This window comes from Ensifer sp. ENS02 (assembly GCF_014851885.1).
Taxonomy (GTDB): domain Bacteria; phylum Pseudomonadota; class Alphaproteobacteria; order Rhizobiales; family Rhizobiaceae; genus Ensifer; species Ensifer adhaerens.
The window spans coordinates 753,169-774,214 of the sequence record NZ_JACVAO010000001.1 but is presented as its reverse complement, the minus strand read 5'-3'; the positions used below and the strand labels follow the sequence as shown (position 1 = coordinate 774,214).

23 protein-coding genes and 1 riboswitch are annotated in these 21,046 nt (G+C 62.7%); of the genes, 11 read left to right on the top strand and 12 right to left on the bottom strand.

Annotated features, from left to right (window positions below; all coding sequences use genetic code 11):
* Positions 1-51: 51 nt before the first annotated feature.
* A complete protein-coding gene (locus IB262_RS03925) occupies positions 52-624 on the top strand; it encodes a GNAT family protein (RefSeq protein WP_112976762.1) in 573 nt (190 codons plus the stop codon).
* Positions 625-630: 6 nt separating this feature from the next.
* Positions 631-1,092 carry a tRNA (cytidine(34)-2'-O)-methyltransferase gene (locus IB262_RS03920; RefSeq protein WP_060585038.1) on the top strand — a complete coding sequence of 154 codons (462 nt, stop codon included), beginning with the start codon at positions 631-633 and terminating at the stop codon, positions 1,090-1,092.
* Between the two features lie 75 nt (positions 1,093-1,167).
* Here IB262_RS03920 and IB262_RS03915 read toward each other — a convergent pair whose 3' ends face one another.
* Positions 1,168-1,743, bottom strand: coding sequence for an NADPH-dependent FMN reductase (locus IB262_RS03915; protein WP_034795007.1), 576 nt, complete (start codon positions 1,741-1,743; stop codon positions 1,168-1,170).
* Positions 1,744-1,820: 77 nt separating this feature from the next.
* Here IB262_RS03915 and soxR point away from each other — a divergent pair, with 77 nt between their 5' ends.
* Positions 1,821-2,291, top strand: a complete 471-nt coding sequence (gene soxR / locus IB262_RS03910; protein WP_034795010.1) for a redox-sensitive transcriptional activator SoxR — start codon at positions 1,821-1,823, stop codon at positions 2,289-2,291.
* A 52-nt stretch (positions 2,292-2,343) separates the two neighbouring features.
* Positions 2,344-2,583, top strand: a complete 240-nt coding sequence (locus IB262_RS03905; protein ID WP_112976763.1) for a hypothetical protein — start codon at positions 2,344-2,346, stop codon at positions 2,581-2,583.
* An 86-nt stretch (positions 2,584-2,669) separates the two neighbouring features.
* Here the strand turns inward: IB262_RS03905 and IB262_RS03900 are convergent, their stop codons facing one another.
* Positions 2,670-2,930 carry a hypothetical protein gene (locus IB262_RS03900; RefSeq protein ID WP_060585034.1) on the bottom strand — a complete coding sequence of 87 codons (261 nt, stop codon included), beginning with the start codon at positions 2,928-2,930 and terminating at the stop codon, positions 2,670-2,672.
* 210 nt (positions 2,931-3,140) lie between these two features.
* On the opposite strand from IB262_RS03900, the gene hemF reads away from it, so the two are divergent.
* Positions 3,141-4,052 carry an oxygen-dependent coproporphyrinogen oxidase gene (hemF, locus tag IB262_RS03895; protein WP_060585032.1) on the top strand — a complete coding sequence of 304 codons (912 nt, stop codon included), beginning with the start codon at positions 3,141-3,143 and terminating at the stop codon, positions 4,050-4,052.
* Positions 4,053-4,195: 143 nt separating this feature from the next.
* Here hemF and IB262_RS03890 read toward each other — a convergent pair whose 3' ends face one another.
* Positions 4,196-4,372 carry a hypothetical protein gene (locus IB262_RS03890; protein WP_162728850.1) on the bottom strand — a complete coding sequence of 59 codons (177 nt, stop codon included), beginning with the start codon at positions 4,370-4,372 and terminating at the stop codon, positions 4,196-4,198.
* 153 nt (positions 4,373-4,525) lie between these two features.
* Between IB262_RS03890 and IB262_RS03885 the strand changes: the two genes are divergently transcribed.
* Positions 4,526-4,798: a BON domain-containing protein gene (locus tag IB262_RS03885; protein WP_060585030.1), complete on the top strand. Its 273-nt coding sequence runs from the start codon at positions 4,526-4,528 to the stop codon at positions 4,796-4,798.
* A 16-nt stretch (positions 4,799-4,814) separates the two neighbouring features.
* Here IB262_RS03885 and IB262_RS03880 read toward each other — a convergent pair whose 3' ends face one another.
* From IB262_RS03880 to IB262_RS03865, 4 genes are all read right to left on the bottom strand, one after another.
* The gene (locus IB262_RS03880) at positions 4,815-5,429 is read right to left on the bottom strand and encodes an ABC-type transport auxiliary lipoprotein family protein (protein WP_112976764.1); all 615 of its coding nucleotides are present in this window, start codon (positions 5,427-5,429) and stop codon (positions 4,815-4,817) included.
* Positions 5,430-5,515: 86 nt separating this feature from the next.
* Entirely contained in the window at positions 5,516-6,886 is a 1,371-nt protein-coding gene (locus tag IB262_RS03875; protein ID WP_034795040.1) for an MlaD family protein, read from the bottom strand.
* An 82-nt stretch (positions 6,887-6,968) separates the two neighbouring features.
* Complete coding sequence (locus tag IB262_RS03870) at positions 6,969-7,778, bottom strand: ABC transporter ATP-binding protein (RefSeq protein ID WP_112976797.1); 810 nt, start codon at positions 7,776-7,778, stop codon at positions 6,969-6,971.
* 22 nt (positions 7,779-7,800) lie between these two features.
* Positions 7,801-8,949 carry an ABC transporter permease gene (locus IB262_RS03865; protein ID WP_034795042.1) on the bottom strand — a complete coding sequence of 383 codons (1,149 nt, stop codon included), beginning with the start codon at positions 8,947-8,949 and terminating at the stop codon, positions 7,801-7,803.
* Positions 8,950-9,188: 239 nt separating this feature from the next.
* Between IB262_RS03865 and dgcA the strand changes: the two genes are divergently transcribed.
* The gene (dgcA, locus tag IB262_RS03860; RefSeq protein ID WP_112976765.1) at positions 9,189-10,172 is read left to right on the top strand and encodes an N-acetyl-D-Glu racemase DgcA; all 984 of its coding nucleotides are present in this window, start codon (positions 9,189-9,191) and stop codon (positions 10,170-10,172) included.
* Here dgcA and IB262_RS03855 read toward each other — a convergent pair.
* Complete coding sequence (locus IB262_RS03855) at positions 10,124-11,344, bottom strand: MFS transporter (protein ID WP_060520705.1); 1,221 nt, start codon at positions 11,342-11,344, stop codon at positions 10,124-10,126. The two genes, dgcA and IB262_RS03855, sit on opposite strands and share 49 nt — an antisense overlap.
* A gap of 97 nt (positions 11,345-11,441) precedes the next feature.
* Positions 11,442-12,281: a UDP-2,3-diacylglucosamine diphosphatase gene (locus IB262_RS03850; protein ID WP_112976766.1), complete on the bottom strand. Its 840-nt coding sequence runs from the start codon at positions 12,279-12,281 to the stop codon at positions 11,442-11,444.
* Between the two features lie 173 nt (positions 12,282-12,454).
* Here IB262_RS03850 and IB262_RS03845 point away from each other — a divergent pair, with 173 nt between their 5' ends.
* From IB262_RS03845 to IB262_RS03830, 4 genes are all read left to right on the top strand, one after another.
* Positions 12,455-14,767 carry an NADP-dependent malic enzyme gene (locus tag IB262_RS03845; RefSeq protein WP_192493392.1) on the top strand — a complete coding sequence of 771 codons (2,313 nt, stop codon included), beginning with the start codon at positions 12,455-12,457 and terminating at the stop codon, positions 14,765-14,767.
* 270 nt (positions 14,768-15,037) lie between these two features.
* A complete protein-coding gene (locus IB262_RS03840; RefSeq protein WP_034795050.1) occupies positions 15,038-15,775 on the top strand; it encodes a LuxR family transcriptional regulator in 738 nt (245 codons plus the stop codon).
* 140 nt (positions 15,776-15,915) lie between these two features.
* The gene (locus tag IB262_RS03835; protein WP_034795052.1) at positions 15,916-16,560 is read left to right on the top strand and encodes an acyl-homoserine-lactone synthase; all 645 of its coding nucleotides are present in this window, start codon (positions 15,916-15,918) and stop codon (positions 16,558-16,560) included.
* A gap of 164 nt (positions 16,561-16,724) precedes the next feature.
* Positions 16,725-17,795, top strand: a complete 1,071-nt coding sequence (locus IB262_RS03830; protein ID WP_192493404.1) for a DUF2865 domain-containing protein — start codon at positions 16,725-16,727, stop codon at positions 17,793-17,795.
* 12 nt (positions 17,796-17,807) lie between these two features.
* On the opposite strand, the gene bluB is transcribed toward IB262_RS03830, so the two are convergent.
* The 3 genes from bluB to IB262_RS03815 all read right to left on the bottom strand — a co-directional run bounded on the left by bluB (position 17,808) and on the right by IB262_RS03815 (position 20,953).
* The gene (gene bluB, locus IB262_RS03825; RefSeq protein WP_112976767.1) at positions 17,808-18,503 is read right to left on the bottom strand and encodes a 5,6-dimethylbenzimidazole synthase; all 696 of its coding nucleotides are present in this window, start codon (positions 18,501-18,503) and stop codon (positions 17,808-17,810) included.
* Between the two features lie 45 nt (positions 18,504-18,548).
* Positions 18,549-18,761, bottom strand: a riboswitch (cobalamin riboswitch).
* 97 nt (positions 18,762-18,858) lie between these two features.
* A complete protein-coding gene (locus IB262_RS03820; protein ID WP_112976768.1) occupies positions 18,859-19,671 on the bottom strand; it encodes an SDR family oxidoreductase in 813 nt (270 codons plus the stop codon).
* Between the two features lie 88 nt (positions 19,672-19,759).
* Positions 19,760-20,953, bottom strand: coding sequence for a phytanoyl-CoA dioxygenase family protein (locus tag IB262_RS03815; RefSeq protein WP_112976769.1), 1,194 nt, complete (start codon positions 20,951-20,953; stop codon positions 19,760-19,762).
* Positions 20,954-21,046: the final 93 nt, after the last annotated feature.

Sequence of the window (21,046 nt, the reverse complement as noted above, 5' to 3'; positions counted from 1 at the left end):
GAGCGACCTCAAAAGCAAGCAGCGCCGGACGTTTCGCAGCGGAGAACAAGGATGATCGCTTCATCGGACACGCCTCCTGACCTTCAAAGTGTCGGCTTTCTCCTGCGGCGCCCCCGCGAGGGTGACGCAGACGCGCGCCTGAGGCTCGGCCGCCATCCGGATATCTACCGGATGTTCGGTGCGGGCAGGTCGTTTCCCGGCCTCTTCGGCCACGGTGAAGCGGCCGCCTGGGTAACGCGCATCGCCGAACATCCGGCCGCCTGGATCATCGATCAGGACGGCCTCGTCGGCGAAGTGCGGCTCGACAACATCAACCGCGCCGATCGCCGCGCGAACTTCGCCATCGGCATTTTCGATCCGGATCGCCTTGGCAAGGGTCTTGGCACGGCGGTCATCAAGCGGGTATTGGCCTATGCCTTCGACGAACTTGCCCTTCATCGGGTCTCGCTGAGGGTCCTCGCCTTCAACGAGCGGGCGATTACGGCCTATCTCAAGTCCGGTTTCTCGATCGAGGGCCGCGAACGCGAATCGGCGCTGATCGACGGTGAGTGGCACGACGACATCATGATGGGCATCCTGGCTGCGGATTTCGATACGCGGCGCAACGCCCCCGGAAACGAGTAACCTGACGTGAGCAATCTGCGCATCGCCCTTTACCAGCCCGATATTCCCGGCAATACCGGCACGATCCTGCGCATGGCCGCCTGTCTCGGGCTTTCGGTCGATGTGATCGAGCCGGCCGGCTTCGACCTCTCCGACCGAAACCTGAAGCGCGCCGGCATGGACTACATCGCGTCGGTGGCGCTCACTCGTCACGTCAGCTGGGAGCGCTTCGAAGAGTGGCGCTCGGCGAGCGGACGTCGGCTGGTGCTCGCCTCCACCAAGGCTGCCCTGCCCTATACGCGCTATGATTTCCGCCCAGACGACATCCTGCTTTTCGGGCGGGAAAGCGCCGGCGTGCCCGATCACGTGCACGAGCGCGCCGATGGCCGCATCCTCATTCCGATGGCCGACGGCCAGCGCTCGCTGAACATCGCGATCTCCGCCGCGATGATTGCGGGCGAAGCGATCCGGCAGGTTTCGCCGATTTGATACCGTCTCCATAGCCGTCTCCTTGGCGGCAGGCCGAGCCTTTGAGGGCCCGGCCGAGAGCCCTCGTCTCCAACGTTACGCCGCGACTTCGTTGTAAGGTTTGCTCTTGCGCGCCTGCTTCAGCACCCGCGCCCACCAGGTCAGGCGATCCATCATCAAAAACAGCGGCGCGCGGAGCTCCTCCGGTTTATAGAGGTTGCCGGCAGCATCGAACTTCGACCACGCCTTCGGGAAGGCCACGCCGTCGCGCAGTGTCACCGTGTGCAACTCTCCAAACACCTGGCGCAATTGCTCGACCGCGCGAATGCCGCCCGAGGCGCCGCCGTAAGAGACGAAGGCGACCGGCTTTGCGTGCCAGGGCTCGTAGACAGAGTCGATCAGTTCCTTCAGCGCCGCCGGGTAGCCGTGGTTGTATTCGGGCGTAACGACGATGAAGGCATCCGCCTCGGCGATCTTGCGCTCCAGCCATTCGCCGGGATTGACCGCCGCGCCAAGGCCGCGCGACGTTCTGAGCCGCGCCGGGTCGATAATCGTCAGGGAGAAGGTGTCGGAAGCCGATAGTTCCCGGATCAGCCAATTGGCGACTGTGTCGCAGAAGCGACCCTGCCGCGCGCTGCCATAGATCACGGCGAGGGTCATTTTCTCAGTCATGGGGATCAAGCTCCTGTTGTCTCAGTCATGGAGCCAATGCTATAAAACCTCAAGATTAGTTGAGGTCAATAGCCGTTATGACGATTGTGAAACAAAGCGAATTGCGCCGCGAACTGACCGTGGGCGAAGTGGCGGAGCGCAGCGGCGTCGCCGTCTCCACCCTGCATTTCTACGAGGCCAAGGGGCTGATCCGCAGCAACCGCACCCGCGGCAACCAGCGCCGCTATCCGCGCGGCGTGCTCAGGCGCGTCGCCGTCATCAAGGTGGCGCAGCGCACCGGCATTCCATTGTCGGAAATCCAGGACGCTTTGTCGGTTTTGCCGGACGATCGTCCGCTGACGGTCGAGGATTGGGGCAGATTGTCCGAAAACTGGCGCGAACAGCTGAACGAACGCATCGCCAGCCTGATGGCGTTGCGCGACCATCTGACGAGCTGCATCGGCTGCGGCTGCCTGTCGCTGCGCGAATGTCCTCTGCGCAATCCGCACGACGTGCTGTCGATGGAAGGCGCCGGCCCAAGGCTCATGGATGAAGACAGCCACCCTTGAGCGGCCGCCACGACCAAAGGTGCCTACGCATGGTCATTGTGCGGAAAAGAAGATGAAGTCAGAACTAAGAGGTCGAGTTGCGATAGTCCTTCCTCTTCTCGCTCTCATCCTGTTCTCATGGTTCTATTATCTTGACGATCGCGCATGCGCCGCAGGGGATCAGCAATGCGTCGTCAATACATTCCTGGCGCTTGCCCTGGGGACCGTGATACTCGGGCTGATAGCCATCATTAATCTATTGATTCTTCTCGGAAAAACTCTGATTTTCTTTCAGGATCGAAATCGAGGTTGAGCGCTGTGCTACCTCGGCACGGCAGGGAATCTGACGCGTTTGTTGACGTGACCGGTGATCTCAGAAAAAGCGGCAGGGGCGATGGATCAATCCGCGGTCGGCAGGCGGCGCATCGTAAACTCGATCTCGTCGCCCTCGAGCTGGCGCCAGCTTTCCACCTCGGTCCAGTAGGCGGCCTTCGGCCAGGTATCGAACCATTCCCGCGCTTTTGCACGGGCAGCACTGCGATCGAGCCGAAAGGTTTCCCGCACGAAAAGGCCGTCGCCTCGTGTCGGATTGTCCCGGCGATGCCGGGCGATCTGCCGCCGCAATCCATCGAGCGGCGGGCCTGCAGGTATTCTTGCCATGGGCTATACCTCTGGATTGTAAGATAGTGAGGCAAGCCTGCCTTTGCCAGAGCTTTGTGTAGGCGGTTTCGCCGGGGCCAAGGACACGCCGCGACCGAGTGGCCGAAGCGCTGGACCGCCGTTGCCATCAGCGCCAAAGTGTGAACTGTGGCGACTTCAATCGAATCGGCGGCATCTCATCGGAAAATCCCGCCAACAGGACGTAATCTCATGGAACGACCGCAGCTACCCCAGGGGCTCCCCGCAGACATCGAAGATAAGAAGGCGGAGGCGCGTGCATGGTTCGAAGGGCTGCGCGACACCATCTGCGCCGCCTTCGAGGCGGTGGAGGATGAGCTGACCGGGCCGCTATCTGACCGCGCCCCCGGCCGCTTCGTTGCCAAGGACTGGAGCCGTGAGGATGGCAAGGGCGGCGGTGGCCGCATGTCGATGATGGAAGGCCGCGTCTTCGAAAAGGTCGGCGTGCACACCTCGACCGTCTACGGCGAGTTCTCGCCCGAATTCCGCAGCCAGATCCCGGGTGCAGCCGAAGATCCCCGTTTCTGGGCTTCGGGCATTTCGCTGATCGCCCATCCGGTCAATCCCAACGTACCGGCCGTTCACATGAACACCCGCATGGTGGTGACGACCAGCAACTGGTTCGGCGGCGGCGCCGACCTCACTCCGGTGCTCGATCGCCGTCGCGTCATGACGGATCCCGACACGCAGCTCTTCCACCGCGCGATGGAGATCACTTGCGGGCGCCATGCGGTCGCCGACCATGCCAAGTTCAAGAAGTGGTGCGACGACTACTTCTTTCTGCCCCATCGAAACGAGGCGCGCGGAACCGGTGGCATCTTCTACGACTGGCTGCATTCCTCGGAAGAGCAAGGCGGCTGGGACGCCGATTTCGCCTTCACCCGTGATGTCGGCAAGGCGTTCGCCATCGTCTATCCGAAGATCGTGCGCACCAATTTCAATGCGCCCTGGACCGAAAACGACCGCGACGAACAGCTGGTGCGCCGCGGCCGCTATGTCGAGTTCAACCTGCTCTACGATCGCGGCACCATCTTCGGCCTAAAGACCGGCGGCAATGTCGAGTCGATCCTGTCGTCCCTGCCCCCGGTCGTCCGCTGGCCGTAAACTCAGCAGCTTAGACAGGCAGAGAGAAGCGCTCGCACCGCGCAGATGCGCTTCTCTCCGGACCATTCACAGCGTGTCCGAACCTATGAGTGGCTCACTCACCACGGTCGTTCCGAACGAAGATCTTTGGACCTTCCCTGACGTCACTTGCAGATCCGCACCTTCTTCCAGAAGACCTTACCGTCGGCGCCATAAGCCCGTTCCGTTTTGACGACGCAACTCGGTTTGCAGCCGTAGCTATAGTTCGCGGCCTTCGCCGGCATGGCCAAGGCAAGTGCCATCGTCGTCGCCAGAGCGATGGCGAAGCAAGAACTGCGCATTTTGTATATCCCCGTGTAATCCGACCGCGACGGAGCCGCCCGTCGCCTGACACGAGCCATCGCACGGATCAGTCCCACCCCGCTGTTTCGAATGAAACAGGCGAACAAAGCCCGCTATCAGGCGTTTCACCTTCGTCGAGCGAGGTGAAAACAATGATCTTCAAGAAACGGACATTTTACGGCGATGAACCGGAGCGGCAGGTGGCCGATCACCCGGCCGAACTGGAGCGCCGCGTCGCCCATCTCCTGGCGGTCACGCCCGGCCTCGATGCAGCCGATGTCACTGTTACCGCCAAAGGCAACACCATTGTGCTTGCCGGTTTCGTGGCGACCGAAGGCGAAGTTTTCCGCGCCGAAGAGGCAGCAAAACAGGTGCAAGGCGTCGCGGAAGTGATCAACCGGATCGAGACGGTCACCGCAAGATAGAAGCGTCCTCGGTTCCTCAGATGGAGCCGAGCGTCCAGCTGACGATTTCTGCCGAAACACTGGCGAAGGCCTGATCCATGGCCTTGATGAAGGCCGTGTTGCCCGTGCCCTTGACTGCGGCCGTGGCGCGAAACGCCTTTTGCGCCAGCACCGTGCCGTTGCGATCGTTGAGGATCTTGGCGAAGATTTCGACATTGGCCGCGTCGGCGCCCTCGGTCGAAACCTCGAAGGCGCGGATTTCGGTGATGACCTGGTAGTCGATCGCCAGGCCCTGGCCGGGCTTGCCGACGCCGCCGATCTTGCCTGTGTCCTCGAAGGCCTGCACGAGCTTCGCCTGTACCAGCTTCGGCAGGCGGTCGCTCCACTGAGCCTTGGCGAGATATTGCAGTTCCGCGCCGGAGAGACGGATGACGACCTGATCGCTGTCGAGTGCCTTCAGAGCCGTCGGCTCCGGCACGAGGATCTGCTTGCCGGTCGATGCGCGACCTTCGACGGCTGGCCTCGCCGAAAGACTGTAGGTGTCGTTGGCCGCTTTGGTACCGCAGCCAGCAAGTCCTGCTGCCAGCATGATCATCAGGGCGGAGCGCCACGCTCCCGCTACTCGCACGCCCACCAGCCCTGGAAAACTCATACTGCCGTTACCTTTGTCCCACACAACTTCGGCGCATTCCCGATCGAAACACACCACCCGGCCCCACGCCGGCTGTGCCCACCGACTCAGCGTCGGGTGCGGCCATCATATTGCTTTACCGTCTCGCCGCCAAAGAGAAGGCGTTGCGGATCCTTGTCGAACGTCGAGATCGTGTTCTCGAGGCTCTGCACCGTGCGGCGCGTATCTGTGACGAGCGCCTCGACGTCGCGCAGCCCCGAATTCGAGAAGCGCTTGAGGTTCTCCGCAATCGGGCCGATCTGGGCGTTCAGATTGTCCGCCATCTTGCGGAACGAGGCGAGCGTCGCGCGGGCGTCAGCCGAAAGCGACGGCGCGTCCGCATCGCCGAGGAAACCGTCGACCTTCACGAGAATGCTGTCGACCCGGTTGGCCGAAGCGTTCAACTTGCTTGCCAGCTGCGTGACGTCGGTGATCGTGCGGTCGATGTCCTGCTGGCGCGCCGTGATCTTGTCGGCGAACTGCGAGATGTTGGCCACCGTCTTGCGGGCGTCCGCCGTCGCCGCTGTGATGTCGTTGACGACGAGCTCCACCTTCTGCTTGTCGACCGAGGCGACCAGCGTATCGACCCGCTCCAGCGTCTTCTGGGCGTTCTTGCCGAATTGCTCGTAGGTTTCGACCGTGCGCCGGAAGGCAGCGATGGTTTCGGAAACGCCGCCCGAGGCAGCCTTCAGGTCGGTGCTGATCTGCTCGACGTTCGAGACGATCTGATCGATCTTCTTCGGATCCACCGATTTCACCAGAGTTTCGGCAGATTCCAGAGTCGAATCGAGCTTCTTGGACGCAGCACTCACCGAACCGGAGAGTTCCGTCACGCTCTTCAGGAAGTCATCGATCGCGCCGGAATTGTTCGCGAGCGCATTCGAAAACGTCTCGGCATTGCCGATCGTCTTGGTCAGCGGACCGCGCACGTCAGTGACGAAGCCCTGGATGTCGGTGATGGCGCTGTTGGCGCGGTCCATAATCTGGTCGGCCGTCGCGAGCAGGCTGGTGACGCTCGACTGGTCCGCAAGGATACGCGCCTGCGTACCCTTCTCGATCGCAGTCTTCAGGATGTTTTCGTCGCCCTTGTGGCCACCGCTGAGTTCGATATAGGCCGCACCGGTCAGGCCTTGCACTTCCAGCGTCGCCTTGGTCGACTTGAGCACCGGCGCGTCGACCGAAACCTCGGTCAGCGCGATCGAATAACGCGGATCGTTGGCATCGATCGCGAGGTTGCGAACCGTGCCGACGGGAATGCCGTTGAAGCGCACCGGAGAGCCGACCGAAAGGCCGTTGGCCGACCCCGGAATGTTGACCACCAGCTCGATCATCTCGCCGCTACGGCCATACTGCGACATCCAGTAGACGAAGCCGAATGCGGCTGCGACCACGAACACCGTGAAGAAACCGACAATGGCGTAGTTCGCTTTCGTTTCCATTCGTACCGACTACCTTCGTGGCCGCTTCACCGGCTCTACCTCCGATCTCGACGCCTGGGCATCAAAATCGGCTTCTCAAGATTCATTGATCGTTCCGCACGATCGATCGTGCCCGCTTGCCACGGAAATAGGACTGCACCCACGGATCGTCGCAGGCCAGCATGTCTTCCACCGTGCCTTCGACCAGGACCTTCTTCTTGCCGAGAACCGCGATGCGGTCGCAGACCGAAAAGAGGCTGTCGAGGTCGTGAGTCACCATATACACGGTCAATCCCAGCGTGTCGCGCAGCTTGGCGATCAACTCGTCGAACTCCGCCGCCCCGATCGGATCGAGCCCCGAGGTCGGCTCGTCGAGGAAGACCAGGTCCGGATCGAGCGCCAGCGCGCGCGCAAGTGCGGCGCGCTTGATCATGCCGCCCGAAAGCTCCGACGGGTACTTTTCCGCCGCCTCCGGCGCAAGGCCGACCAGCTCGATCTTCACCCGCGCCAGCTCGTCCATGAGGCTCTGCGGCAGGTCGAGATATTCGCGCATGGGCACCTGGATGTTCTCGCGCACCGTCAGCGCCGAAAACAGCGCTCCGTGCTGGAAGAGAACGCCAAGACGCATGTCGAGCGCGATGCGTTCGCCCTCGGTGATGTTGTCGTAGTCCGCGCCAAGGATTTCGATCTTGCCGGACCGCTTCGCAAGCAACCTCAGAACCGTGCGCATCAGCACCGACTTGCCGGTGCCGGACGCTCCGACGAAGCCGAGGATTTCGCCGCGGTAGATCTCGAGGTTCAGCTTGTCGAGCACGATGTTGGAGCCGAAACCGACCGTCAGGTCGCGAACGGAAAGCACGGGCTCGCGCCCGTTCGCCTCGGTCGGCTGGTACCCCTCGTGACTCTTTTCGATTGGGTTCACGCTGTTCTCCGCATCAGAAATCAATGGCCGCGTAGAACATGGCGAAGAGCCCGTCGATCAGGATCACGACGAAGATCGACTTGACCACTGAAGACGTCACGTGGCGGCCGAGCGACTCCGCGCTGCCGCCAACCTTCAAGCCCTCGACGGCTGCCACGACCCCGATGATGAGCGCCATGAACGGCGCCTTGATCATGCCGGCGGCGATCGACGAAAAATCGATGGCTTCCTGCAATCGGGCGAGGAAGGTTGGGATCGTGATGCCGGAATAGCCCCAGGCAACGAGCGCCGCACCGACGAGCGCCGCGAAGTTTGCGATGATCGTCAAGAGCGGCAGCGCGACGGTCAGCGCCACGAGGCGCGGAAATACGAGTACGCCGACCGGGCTCAGCCCCATCACCTTCAGCGCATCCACCTCTTCACGCATCTTCATCGAGCCGATTTCGGCGGTGATCGCGCTGCCGGAGCGGCCAGCGATCATGATCGCGGTCAGCAGCACCCCGATTTCACGGAGCTGCAGGATGCCGACGAGATCGACGACGAAGACCTCGGCGCCGAAATAGCGCAGCTGGAACGCGCCCTGCTGAGCGATGATGGCGCCGATCAGGAACGACATCAGCGTGATGATCGGCACTGCCTTCACGCCCATGCGGTCGATCTGGTGAACGATCGCCGCCGGCGAGACGCCGCTGTGCCGTCCAAGCTTAAGCTGGGCGCCGCGCACCGCGGACCCCAGGATGTACATCGCAGCGACGATATCTTCCCACGTCGCCGCCATGACCTCGCCGACCGGGGCGAAGATGCGCTGAAACAGCGGCAGCCGTTCGCCGTTCTTTTCCGGCGAACGCAGTTCAGCCGGCAGGGCGTCGATCAGCTCGACATAGCGCTGTCCGCCTTCGGCGAAGTGAACGTTGTCGCGCGACGGGCCGACGACACGGGTCATGAAGCGGCGGATGATCCAGGCGCCTGCGGTATCCATCGCCGTCACGCCGGACAGATCGAACTGCGCGGCCCCGTCGCCCTTGCGCGCAAGGCCGTCGAGCTTTGCCGCCATCGCTTCGGCCGTCTCGTGCCGCCAGGTGCCGGTGAAGACATAGCTTCGCCCGCCGCCACTCTCGGACAGCGCGACATCGGCGGTCATCTTGCGGGCGGCTTGCGACACGTGTCTTCTGTTATCCCGATTTGCCTCTGCAAAACTCGTCCAATCTCGATAGATTTGAGGACAAGATTGTGCAGCAGACCTAAAGTGTTACCACGACTGTTGCGCGTCCGACCGGAGGCAACGACTGTGTAAAGATTCGTAAATCCTTCCACCGTCATAACGGCTCGCACCTTTGCTGTCACCCGAACGTTGCGGCGCTATGACGCCGGGCCAACAGATTACCTGCCGGAGACGCTTTCATGTCACTTTCCCTCGATGCCACCGTGGAACATTTCCCGATTGCGGGCACGTTTACGATCTCGCGCGGCTCCAAGACGACGGCAAGCGTCGTCACTTGCCGCATCGCAGACGATGTCCATACGGGCTCCGGCGAATGCGTTCCCTACGGCCGCTACGGCGAGACAATCGACACGGTGCTCGCCGAAATCGCCGCCATCCGCCACCACATCGAGGCCGGGCTCAGCCGCGCCGACCTGCAGCGCGAGATGAAGCCGGGTGCTGCCCGCAACGCCGTCGATTGCGCGCTGTGGGATCTGGAAGCAAAGCAGAAAAACAAGTCGGCCCATGTTCTTGCCGGCATTTCTTCACCGGAAGCATTGACCACGGCCTATACGCTTTCGCTTGCCGAGCCCGACGCGATGCGCGAGCAGGCCGCCAAATATGCCCACCGCGCGCTCCTCAAGGTCAAGGTCGGCACGTCGGATGATGCTGCCCGCATCCGTGCGGTGCGCGCCGGCGCACCGGAAAGCCGCATCATCCTCGACGCCAACGAGGGCTGGACGCCCGAAACGCTTGCCTATCACTTTGCGATCTGCGCCGAGGAACGGATCGACCTGATCGAGCAGCCGCTTCCCGCCGGCCGCGACGAGGCGTTGGCAACGATCGCCCGTCCCGTTCCGATCTGCGCTGATGAAAGCGTGCACGCGACCGGCGACCTCGCCGCTCTCGTCGGGCGTTACGACGCCGTCAACATCAAGCTCGACAAGACCGGCGGCCTGACCGAGGCACTGCGCATGCGCGATGAGGCGGTCTCGCTCGGGCTCAAGGTCATGGTCGGCTGCATGGTCGGCAGTTCGCTCGCGATGGCGCCGGCGATCCTGGTGGCGCAAGGCGCGGATTTCGTCGATCTCGACGGGCCGCTGCTGCTGGCGCAGGATCGCGAGCCCGGCCTGCGCTACGAGGCCTCGCTTGTCTTCCCGCCGGAGCCGCGCCTCTGGGGTTGAAGATACCAGGCGGTGACGGCAAAGCAGCAGCCGGCAAAGGCGACGACCGACATTGAATAGAAGCCGTTCACCCCGTACCAAGCGTAGAAATAGCCGGACAGGAACGTGAAGATCGCGGTGAAGATACCGGTATAGAAGAAGTAGAGCCCCTGCGCCGACGCTTCCTGTGATTCCACCACCCGCTCGACCAGCTTGTGCTGCATGCCGGTGTGCATGATCGCATAGGTGAAAGCGTGGAAGCACTGCAGGATGAAATAGCCGCTGAAGCCGAGATCCATCGGGAAGATGATCCAGCGCACCACGGCGAGAAAGCAGCCGGACAGGATCATCACCCAGACGCTGAAACGGCGGCTGATCGCCTTGGCGAAGATGAACATCGTCACTTCCGCCGCGACGCCCGCGCTCCAGAGCAGGCCGATCTCGGTACCGCTGTAGCCGATGTGCTGCCAATAGATCGCCGAGAAGGCAAAGAGCATCGCGTGGCTGGCGTTGACCAGCGTCACCCCGATCAGAAGCAGCTGCAGGTCGAGCTGCCGCAGCGACTTCGGCGGCGGCTCCGTCAATGCCGTGATCGGTGACGGCCGCCTCGGCTTGCCGACCCGTGGCGCGGCATAGGCCATGATGATCGTCAGGCCGAAGCCGATCGCCATCGCCGGCAGCACCATGTCGCTGCCGAAGATGCCCACCATCCAGCCGCCGAGCATCGTCGCGCCGATGAAGGCGACCGAGCCCCAGAGCCGCATATGGGCGTAGTCGAAGCCCCAGCGCCGCACGCCTGAAAGCGCGATCGCCTCGACGATCGGCACATAGGGAGAATAGACGGCCGACTGCAGCGTATAGATCAGCAGCACCGGCCAGAATTCGCGGAAATAGAACAGAACCACGGCCGTTGCGAGCGACAGGAAACCGGACCAGATCAGGACGATCGCCCGCTCGCCGAGCCTATCGGCAATGACGCCGGCGATCGGCGCCGTGATGACGCGCACGAACATCGGCAACGCCAGAACGACGCCGATCTCGAAGTCGCTCATCGACAGCGTGCTCAGCCACATCGGGAAATATGGCATCGCGAAGCCGTTGACGATCAGCGGCGCACAGAAGAGCAAAGCAATGCGAAGCGCAAAATGGCGCGGCGGAGGGCCCACATAGGCGGGCGCTTGGAAGGGAATCATCGTCTGACCTGATGGCTGTGCCCGATCTCTAGCACGAGCCGGGCGCTCCTCGCCATAACCTAGTTTTCGCGACAGGAATATCGCTGCGCCGCGAAGGTCAGGCCGCGCGCTGGGTCAGCAGTTGGGCGAGCAGTTTGTCCGCTTCACCAGAGGCTTCGCCTTCGCTGGCGCCGCCGCGCATCTGGTGCCAGGTGATCAGTTCCATCATGCCATCGTGGTGCTCGGCAATCGCCGTGCAGCTTTCCACCCAGTCGCCGGTGTTGATGTAGCGGATGTCGCCGATCTCCTCGATGACAGCATGGTGGATATGACCACAGATCACGCCCTGCGCATCGTGACGGCGCGCCTCCTCGGCGACCACCTTCTGGAACTCGCCGATGAAGTTGACGGCGTGCTTGACCTGAAGCTTCGCCCAGGACGAGAACGACCAATACGGCATGCCGAGACGTCGGCGGACCGCAGCAAGCCCGATATTGATGGCGATCGCCGTGTCGTAGGCCCAATCGCCGAGATAGGCGAGCACGCGGGCGTTGCGCACGACGACGTCGAATTCGTCGCCGTGCAGCACGAGATATTTACGGCCGTCGGCCCCCTCGTGCATGTAGCGTTGCGCCACCTCGATGCCGCCGAAATGCACGCCCGGAAAGTCGCGCAGGAATTCATCGTGATTACCGGGGATGTAAACGATGCGGGCGCCCTTGCGCGCCTTGCGCAGGAGCTTTTGCACCACGTCGTTGCAGTTCTGCGGCCAGTACCAGCTGCGCTTCAACCGCCAGCCGTCGACGATGTCGCCGACCAGAACGATCGTCTCCGCTTCATGATGCCGCAGGAAGTCGAGCAGGTAGTCGGTCTTGGCGGCCTTCGAGCCGAGATGGACGTCCGAGATGAACAACGTCCTGAGCTTTCGTACGGAGTTGTCTTGCTGCGCCGCCATCATGCGAGCCTCGTCTTCAGGTTATGCTTTCTGCCTTCGTGAAACCAGACTCGTGTTTCAGGAAGATGACATCAACATTGCGTCACCGGTCCCCCCGCTGAAATCAGCACTGCAAAACTGTACCTCGCTTCGAATTCATGCCAAAAGGCACGACCACGAATGAGGAATGTGAGAGCATGAATACGGGCGACAAGACGAAATCCCATACCGGTCCGGCCAGCGGCGACATCGACCAGCAGGCCCTTTTCTTCCACCGTTACCCACGCCCGGGAAAGCTCGAAATCCAGCCCACCAAGCCGCTTGGCAACCAGCGCGACCTGGCTCTTGCCTATTCGCCAGGGGTTGCAGCCCCCTGCATCGCCATTCGTGACAATCCGGAAACAGCCGCCGATTACACAGCGCGCGCCAACCTGGTCGCGGTCATCTCCAACGGCACGGCCGTCCTCGGTCTCGGCAATATCGGTCCGCTGGCTTCCAAGCCCGTCATGGAGGGCAAGGCCGTCCTCTTCAAGAAGTTTGCCGGCATCGACGTCTTCGACATCGAAATCGACGCGTCGAGCATCGAGCGCATGGTCGACGTAATCTCGGCGCTCGAGCCGACCTTCGGCGGCATCAACCTTGAAGACATCAAGGCGCCCGAATGTTTCGAGGTGGAGCGGCGCCTGCGTGAAAAGATGCAGATCCCTGTCTTCCACGACGACCAGCACGGAACCGCGATCATCGTCGCCGCCGCCATCCTCAACGGCCTCGAACTCGCCGGCAAGGACATCGCGACCGCCAAGATCGTCACCTCGGGCGCAGGTGCCGCCGCACTCGCCTGTCTCAACCTTCTCGTGACGCTCGGCGCCAAGCGCGAAAACATCTGGGTCCATGACCTCGAAGGCCTCGTCTACAAGGGCCGCGAGGTGCTGATGGACGAATGGAAGTCCGTCTACGAGCAGGATAGCAGCAACCGCGTGCTTGCCGACAGCACCGGCGGCGCTGACGTCTTCCTCGGCCTTTCGGCCGCCGGCGTCCTGAAGCCGGAACTGCTGGCGCAGATGGCCGAAAAGCCGCTGATCATGGCGCTCGCCAATCCGACGCCGGAAATCATGCCGGAAGCCGCCCGCCAAGCCCGTCCGGACGCGATGATCTGCACCGGCCGCTCGGACTTCCCGAACCAGGTCAACAACGTTCTCTGCTTCCCGCATATCTTCCGCGGCGCGCTCGACTGCGGCGCAAGCACGATCAACGAAGAAATGAAGATGGCGGCCGTACGCGCCATCGCCGGTCTTGCCCGCGAAGAGCCCTCCGATGTTGCCGCCCGCGCCTATTCCGGCGAGACCCCGGTCTTCGGCCCGGACTACCTGATCCCCTCGCCGTTCGATCAGCGCCTTATCCTGCGTATCGCGCCGGCGGTTGCGAAGGCAGCCGAGGAAAGCGGCGTCGCCACCCGTCCGATCCAGGACTATGACGCCTATCTCGACAAGCTGAACCGCTTCGTCTTCCGCTCGGGCTTCATCATGAAGCCCGTCTTTGCCGCCGCCAAGAACGCCCAGAAGAACCGGGTTATCTTTGCCGAAGGCGAAGACGAACGCGTGCTGCGCGCCGCCCAGGTGTTGCTCGAAGAAGGCACGGCCCGACCGATCCTGATCGGCCGTCCGCAGATCATCGAGACGCGCCTGCGTCGCTATGGCCTGCGCATCCGTCCGGATGTCGATTTCGAGGTCGTCAACCCCGAAGGCGATCCGCGCTACCGCGACTATGTCGAGGACTATTTTGCCCTCGTCGGCCGTCTCGGCGTCATCCCGGAAGCCGCCCGCACGATCGTGCGCACCAACACGACCGTCATCGGCGCGCTCTCGGTCAAGCGCGGCGAAGCCGATGCGTTGATCTGCGGCGTCGAAGGGCGCTACAGCAAGCACCTGCGCGACGTATCGCAGATCATCGGCAAGCGCGACGGCGTGCTCGATTTCTCGGCCTTGAGCCTGCTGATCTCGCAGCGCGGCGCAACTTTCTTCACCGACACCTATGTGAGCTACTGCCCGAGCGCCGAAGAGATCGCCCAGACGACGGTCATGGCGGCACAGGAAATCCGCCGCTTCGGCATCACTCCACGCGCCGCCCTCGTCTCGCATTCGAACTTCGGTTCGCGCGATTCGGAGAGCGCCACCAAGATGCGCACGGCGCTGCAGCTCGTGCGGGAACTCGCGCCCGATCTCGAGGTCGACGGCGAAATGCACGGCGATGCGGCGATCTCGGAAGCGTTGCGCCAGCGCGTCATGCCGGACAGCAGCCTGTCGAGCGAAGCCAATCTGCTGGTTTTCCCCAATCTCGATGCCGCCAACATCACGCTCGGTGTCGTCAAGACCATGACCGACAGCCTGCATGTCGGCCCGATCCTGCTCGGCTCGGCGCTTCCGGCCCATATCCTGTCGCCGTCCGTCACCTCACGCGGCGTCGTCAACATGGCGGCTCTGGCGGTGGTCGAAGCCAGCCATCCGGGTTGAGATGGCAACGCGGAGATCGCCACCGGTCTTCGCTGCATTCGGGCGCCATGCCGGCGCCGGCAAAACCGTATCCGGATGTCGCGCATGCTTCAGGCGCGGCATCGCTGGTTTTGCAGATCACCCGCGAATCAGCCCCTGTCACGCGGCCGATCGACGACCACAATCAAGGCGTGCGCAATTGGTCTTATACACCAATCGGGAAAGTTTGCGCTGGACAAAAGGTGAACCTCTAACCATGCTGGGGCCTCGGACGAGATTCGGTGTTGTGGCATGACTGAGCAGCAGGCTGTCCTCGACATGCTGGAAATCCTGGAATGTGGCGGCTGCGTCGAGCCCGCTCATTTCTTCACATTGATGCGTCGAACCTTCCGCATTGCCCATCTTCTCTATCTCGAAGCGGAGCCCTATGCGGACGAGCTCAAGGTTTGCCGGCTGCATCACACCTTCGGCGCCTACGCTGCCGAGATCTACCATGCCCGCAGCCTTCACCGGATCGATCCGATCCTGAAGCTGGCGCTTGGCGGCGTGCGGCCGGTGGAATGGACGATGGCGCGGCATCGCTTCCCGGAATGCGAACCGTTGTTCCAGGCAGCCCAGGAAATCGGCATATCCACTGAGGGCGTCGCCTTGCCATTGCCCTCGCCCGCCGGGCGCATGGCGTTGCTCGCAATCAACGTCAACATGACAGCCGGCGAATGGACGACCTATCGCCGCCATCACCTGCGCGATTTCCAGCTGGCCGCCAATCTCTTCCATGCCGCCATGCTGGAGCACGGCGCCATGGCCGGCAGCATTTCGACCCGAGAGATGCGGTTGACCGGCCGCGAGACCGAGGTCCTGACCTGGGCCGCCGCCGGCAAGAGCTATTGGGAAATCGCCACGATCCTCGGCATTTCCGAGCGCACCGTGCGCTTCTTCATGACCAATGCGCGACGCAAGCTGAATGTCGTTTCCAACACTCAGGCTGTGGCACAGGCCGTACGACACGCTCTGATACCCTCCGTTTGACACCCGACAATACGCCTCCACCGAAACCCCTCGAAATCTAGTGGCAAATATCGCGCATTTGAACTGTCGCTAGCGACAGTTACGCAACCGCCGCGAGCCTGACAGCATCGCCCCATCCCCAAACTCGGATGGAGAAAACGATGATCAGGATCCTGAACGGAAAGACCCGCGCACAACACCCGGCGGCCGTCGACGACATGTTCCGGTTGCGCAAGCGCGTCTTCCACGACTTCCTGAAATGGGACGTGCAGACCGAAGGCGACTGGGAAATCGACAACTACGACCAGGCAAACCCGCTCTACGTCCTGTCCTATGCGCCCGATACCGGCCGGCTGCGCGGCGCGCTTCGCCTCCTGCCGACACTCGGCCCAAACATGCTGGACGATACCTTCCCGATCCTGCTCGGCGATAATCCGGAAATCCGCAGCGCTTCGGTCTGGGAATCCAGCCGCTTCTGCATCGAGCCCGAGATCTCGCAGGACCGCGCCTCGAACCAGGTGACGGTCGCGGCCGCCGAACTGATGTGCGGCGTCGGCGAGCTGGGCCTTGCTTCCGGCATCAGCCACATCGTCACGGTGACGGATGTGTTCCTGGAGCGCATGTTCCGGCGCATGGGATGCCCGGGCGAGCGTATCGCCGAACCGCATCGCATCGGCTCCGTTTTCGCGGTTGCCGTCGCCTGGGAAGTAACGCCGGATCTGCTCACGCGGATGAAGGCGGTCGCTGCCATCGAAGGTACCGTGCTCGAACGTCCGATGTCGCTGGAAACCGCCCGCGCCGCCTAAGCGCATCAGTCGATCTGCGCTGTTAACGCAAACCGTCGCTTGTCGTTGCACGATCACCGACAAGCTCTATGATGGAGGCGAAACAGGAATGCCGCTGGCAGCCACCCGCAGAAGGTCGGCGCCGACCTGGCAACAGGAAGAGACTTTCGCCCGTGTTCACGCGCATGAAACACGTCGCTGCGGCCCTTGTGCCTCTGGTTCTGATCGGTGCCGGTCCGTCACTGGCATCGACGGCCTGCGACCGACTGAACGCGCGGCTCGCGCAACTGCCTGACTACGTCGCCAGCAATGCCGATGCGCGCGACTACGCAAGCGCGATCTCGCGGCAGAATATCGAGCTGCGGCGGGCAAAGAACGACCGCCGCCGCGCGGGTTGCGGTGGCGGCAACGCCATTGGCTTCGACGGCGGCGACCCCGACACCTGCTACGGCCTCAACAGCCTGATCGCCGAGATGGAAGACAATCTGCGCATGCTGAAGTCCGAGCGCGAGCAGATCGTCGCCGGCGGCAGCGACGACAGCCGGCGCCGCATCCTCGCCGCGCTGGAGATCAACGGTTGCTATGGTGACCGCGAGGAGTTCGCAAGCGTGGAACCGGACGTGCCGGAAAGCCACCGCAACATCGTTGCCGACCTGCCGCCGGAAGACGCCTACGGCCCGATGCTCGGCCGAGGCGAAGACGGCTACGCACCGCAGGAGCGCTACTATAGCGGCACGCTCAGAACCATGTGCGTGCGTACCTGCGACGGCGCCTTTTTCCCGGTTTCTTCAGATGCGACGCCGGCCGATTTCCCGCGCGACGAGCAGGCCTGTCGGGCGCGCTGTCCGGGGGCTGAGACCGAGCTCTATTTTCACGACCTCAACACGGAAGAGAGCGACAAGATGGTCTCGGCCGTGACCGGCCGTCCCTATACCGAAATGCCCAACGCCTTTGCCTATCGCACCCGCGCTGTCGGAAAACCCGGCCAGTGCGGCTGCCAGATATCGCAGACCGCCTCGACCACACCGAAGGCAAACGGAACGAAGATCGGTGACGACCAGTCGTCGATCATCGTCATCGAGACCAAGAAGCCGGAAGCGGCGAGCAATACCGCCAAGGCGCCGGCCGAAGAGCGGCCTTATGATCCGTCGAAGAACAAGGTTCGCGTCGTCGGCCCGACCTACCTGCCGCAGGAAGAAACCGCCATCGACCTCAAGCATCCGAAGGGACCGGCCTATCAGCCGGTCCAGAATTGATCGGACGAGGCCTTACGCCTTCTCCTTGCTGCGTCCCCATCCGTCTTCGAAAACCAGCTCGTCGAGCGGCAGGCGCTGGCGCCAGCCCTTCACGGCGAGTTCCGGCTGCTGATAGAGGCGATCGACATAGCCGAGGCAGAGCCAGGCAACGATCTCGATATGATCTGGGATGCCGAGAATCGCCTTGATCTCGGCCTCGTGGAAAATGCTCACCCAGCCGACGCCCACCCCTTCGGCCCGCGCAGCAAGCCAGAGGTTTTGCACGGCGCAGACGGTGGAATAGACGTCCATCTGCGGATTGTGGGTGCGCCCGAGTACGACGGCACCGCCGCGCGTGCGGTCGCAGGTGACACAGATGCTGAGCGGCGCCTTGCGGATGCCTTCCAGCTTCAGCGCACGGTACTTGGCCTGTTGTTCCGCCTCGAACATCAGCGCGGCCTCGTCATTGGCGCGGCGAAACGCCTGCCAGACGCGCTCACGCGTTTCTTCCGCCCGCACCAGCACGAAGTTCCACGGCTGCATGAAGCCCACGGACGGGGCGCTGTGCGCAGCGGCCAGCAGGCGCAAGATCAGATCATCCGGCAATGGCGCGGGCAGGAATTCATCGCGCACGTCGCGACGTGTCTCGATGGCACGGTAGACGGCCTCCCGCTCTGGCAGCGAAAAGGCGCCGGCAGCCGCAAGGCCGCCTTTCGGTTCAGTCAGCATCGTTCGATCCCCAACAATGCGAAAACCTCCCGCCGTCCACGCGGGGTTCGGTCTATCTCGCCAGGCCGGTCTTCTGACTTCGGTTCAACCGATCACCTCGCCTTCCCAGATCGATTGAAGATCCAGTGGCAAAACCTTGAATCAATTCAAGGCTCTCTTAGACGCGATCGTCCCCGTCACAGCGTTGGGCACGTTCCGGAATGACACCGGATTCCCGATTCTCCCGCTTTCGCGGGCACCTGACGACGGCACTAAGTGCACAGCCGTTTGAGAAAGACAAGCGGCGCCAACCCGGTCGAGACATGGCGCGCCACTTTCCGCCGGCTACTGTCGAGCTTAGTCGTTTGCCTCCGCCTCAAAGCGGAGCGACCGGATGCGGCGAGCCGTCATAGGCGCCCCAGACCGACTGATCGAAGCAAATCACCGATCCGGTCATCAGCCCGGACTCGGCCGACGACAGATAGGCGCAGGCCCGCGCCACTTCGGCCGGATCGACGAGCCGACCGAAAGGCTGGCCGGCCGCCGCCTTTTCAAGCCAATCGGCAGCCGCGCCATGAAACTCGCGCTGGATGCGGTCTTCGCCTTCGGACGCCATCCAGCCGATATTCAGGCCGTTGACGCGAATGCGGTTGCGAAGAAGCGCATAAGCCGTGTTTTTGGTCAGCGTTTCGAGGGCGCCTTTCGACGAACAATAGGCGGCAATGAACGGCTGGCCGGCCATCGCCGACATCGAGCCGATGTTGACGATCGTGCCCTCGGTCTTCTCCCGCCGCATGATCTTCACCGCCTCCTGCATCAGGAAGAACGGCGCGCGCACATTGATCGCGAACATGCGGTCGAAGAGTTCGGGCGTGGTATCGAGGATCGTGCCACGGTTGGTAATAGCTGCGGCGTTGACCAGCGCATCGACCCGGCCGAATTCCGCGTCGCAAGCGGCGACCACCTTGCGGGTGTCCTCTACTTTTTCCAGATCGGCCTCGACATAGACGACTTTCGCGCCGCTTGCCTTGCCGATCTGCTCGGCCTTCGCCCGCCCCTTGGCGGCGTTGCGGCCGCAGATGACGATGCCTTCAGCGCCGCGCTCGGCGAAAAGGCCAGCAATCGTCGCGCCCAGTCCCTGCGTACCACCGGTGACGATGGCGATCTTGCCTTGCAATTGTCCACTCATCGAATTCCTCCCTTGGAAATGATCGTTTGAAACGGCTGCGGCTCCCGGCTGAAACACACCGGGAGCCTGTCAAATTGTAACTCGCTCGTCAGCTCAGCTTGCGCTTCGCCTGCGCCTCCAGCACCGAGAGAAACTCTTGTTCGCCCGTCCCCGCAGTGAGAGCCTCGCGCATCAACTGCGCCTGCGTCTTCGGCGCCAACCCGCCGAGTGGCGGATCCCGGTCGAGATTGGTGGGGAACGAATAGCCCTCGGCACAGGAGGAGATCGCGTTGGCCGCTTCCGCCTGCGTCAGCGTCCCGCCCGCCAGCAAGGCCCGCAAGGCCGGATAGAGCGTCGCGCTCATGGTCAGTCGGTCAACGGTTTCCATTGCGCGACCGAAGGCCGAAGACACCTGCAGCAGGTTGGCCACGCGGCGGATATCCCGGGAGCGGTTGGTGCCGGCGGCATGGAAGAGCGCCGGGTTGAAGAAGACAACGTCGCCCTTTTCGAGGGGAAGCTGCACGTGGTGTGCGTCGAAATAGGCGCGGAATTCCGGCCGGTTGAGCGCCAGATAGCCCGGCACATAGGTTTGGCTATAGGGCAAGAACAGCGTCGGTCCGCTTTCGAGCGGCATGTCGCAATGGGCAACCGCCCCCTGCAGCGTCAGCACCGGTGAAAGCTTGTGCACATGCGCCGGATACTGCTCGATCACGGCCGCGGTCTGGAAGCCGAGGTGATAATCGCGGTGCGCCGATTGCGCCGCACCGCCAGGATTGACGCGATTGACCTGCGCCGTCATCTGGTAGTTCGGCCCGAGCCAAGCCTCGCTGACGAGCGCTATGACGGCATTGCCGTAATAGGAGGCGAAATTCTCCGGCGCGTTCAGGCAGTGCTTTTCCAGCGAGTTCCAGATGCGGTCATTGGCGCCGGGTTTGGCGAAGTGATCGCCGCCGCCGCTGTTGCTGCGATGTTGCTCTTCGATGATGGCGTCAAAGACCCCGCTTGCGACGTCGATTGCTGTCGTATCGGCAAAGGCGCGCTTGAAAACCGCCACGCCAGGCCCGGTCGCCAGTACCTCGCAGATCTCCGCCAGAACAGAACGCCGCGCCTCGGCATCGCCGCACGCCGCAATCAGCGCGGCGCTGTCATAGATCAGGATATTCTTTTCGCAGCCGGAAGCATGGGGGTAGTCGGACAGACTGGTTTGGCGTTCGACTTCCGCCCGGAACGCTTCGAGATCGCAAGCCTCTTCGGTGAGCCAGACGCGGTCGATCCGCTGGCGCGCTTTGTTGTCGGTCTTCATCGCGTTTCCTCCTCTGGAACATCCTGATGAACACGACTATAGGCGGCGGCAAAACATGATATAGAGCAAGAATCCATCAAAAATCCATCAGGA

What these genes read in the sequence shown, in the direction of transcription:
- IB262_RS03925 (WP_112976762.1), top strand. Translation starts at nt 52, where the DNA reads ATGATCGCTTCATCGGACACGCCTCCTGACCTTCAAAGTGTCGGCTTT.
- IB262_RS03915 (WP_034795007.1), bottom strand. Translation starts at nt 1,743, where the DNA reads ATGACTGAGAAAATGACCCTCGCCGTGATCTATGGCAGCGCGCGGCAG.
- soxR (WP_034795010.1), top strand. Translation starts at nt 1,821, where the DNA reads ATGACGATTGTGAAACAAAGCGAATTGCGCCGCGAACTGACCGTGGGC.
- IB262_RS03905 (WP_112976763.1), top strand. Translation starts at nt 2,344, where the DNA reads ATGAAGTCAGAACTAAGAGGTCGAGTTGCGATAGTCCTTCCTCTTCTC.
- IB262_RS03900 (WP_060585034.1), bottom strand. Translation starts at nt 2,930, where the DNA reads ATGGCAAGAATACCTGCAGGCCCGCCGCTCGATGGATTGCGGCGGCAG.
- hemF (WP_060585032.1), top strand. Translation starts at nt 3,141, where the DNA reads ATGGAACGACCGCAGCTACCCCAGGGGCTCCCCGCAGACATCGAAGAT.
- IB262_RS03890 (WP_162728850.1), bottom strand. Translation starts at nt 4,372, where the DNA reads ATGCGCAGTTCTTGCTTCGCCATCGCTCTGGCGACGACGATGGCACTT.
- IB262_RS03885 (WP_060585030.1), top strand. Translation starts at nt 4,526, where the DNA reads ATGATCTTCAAGAAACGGACATTTTACGGCGATGAACCGGAGCGGCAG.
- IB262_RS03880 (WP_112976764.1), bottom strand. Translation starts at nt 5,429, where the DNA reads ATGAGTTTTCCAGGGCTGGTGGGCGTGCGAGTAGCGGGAGCGTGGCGC.
- IB262_RS03875 (WP_034795040.1), bottom strand. Translation starts at nt 6,886, where the DNA reads ATGGAAACGAAAGCGAACTACGCCATTGTCGGTTTCTTCACGGTGTTC.
- dgcA (WP_112976765.1), top strand. Translation starts at nt 9,189, where the DNA reads ATGTCACTTTCCCTCGATGCCACCGTGGAACATTTCCCGATTGCGGGC.
- IB262_RS03855 (WP_060520705.1), bottom strand. Translation starts at nt 11,344, where the DNA reads ATGATTCCCTTCCAAGCGCCCGCCTATGTGGGCCCTCCGCCGCGCCAT.
- IB262_RS03850 (WP_112976766.1), bottom strand. Translation starts at nt 12,281, where the DNA reads ATGATGGCGGCGCAGCAAGACAACTCCGTACGAAAGCTCAGGACGTTG.
- IB262_RS03845 (WP_192493392.1), top strand. Translation starts at nt 12,455, where the DNA reads ATGAATACGGGCGACAAGACGAAATCCCATACCGGTCCGGCCAGCGGC.
- IB262_RS03840 (WP_034795050.1), top strand. Translation starts at nt 15,038, where the DNA reads ATGACTGAGCAGCAGGCTGTCCTCGACATGCTGGAAATCCTGGAATGT.
- IB262_RS03835 (WP_034795052.1), top strand. Translation starts at nt 15,916, where the DNA reads ATGATCAGGATCCTGAACGGAAAGACCCGCGCACAACACCCGGCGGCC.
- IB262_RS03830 (WP_192493404.1), top strand. Translation starts at nt 16,725, where the DNA reads ATGAAACACGTCGCTGCGGCCCTTGTGCCTCTGGTTCTGATCGGTGCC.
- bluB (WP_112976767.1), bottom strand. Translation starts at nt 18,503, where the DNA reads ATGCTGACTGAACCGAAAGGCGGCCTTGCGGCTGCCGGCGCCTTTTCG.
- IB262_RS03820 (WP_112976768.1), bottom strand. Translation starts at nt 19,671, where the DNA reads ATGAGTGGACAATTGCAAGGCAAGATCGCCATCGTCACCGGTGGTACG.
- IB262_RS03815 (WP_112976769.1), bottom strand. Translation starts at nt 20,953, where the DNA reads ATGAAGACCGACAACAAAGCGCGCCAGCGGATCGACCGCGTCTGGCTC.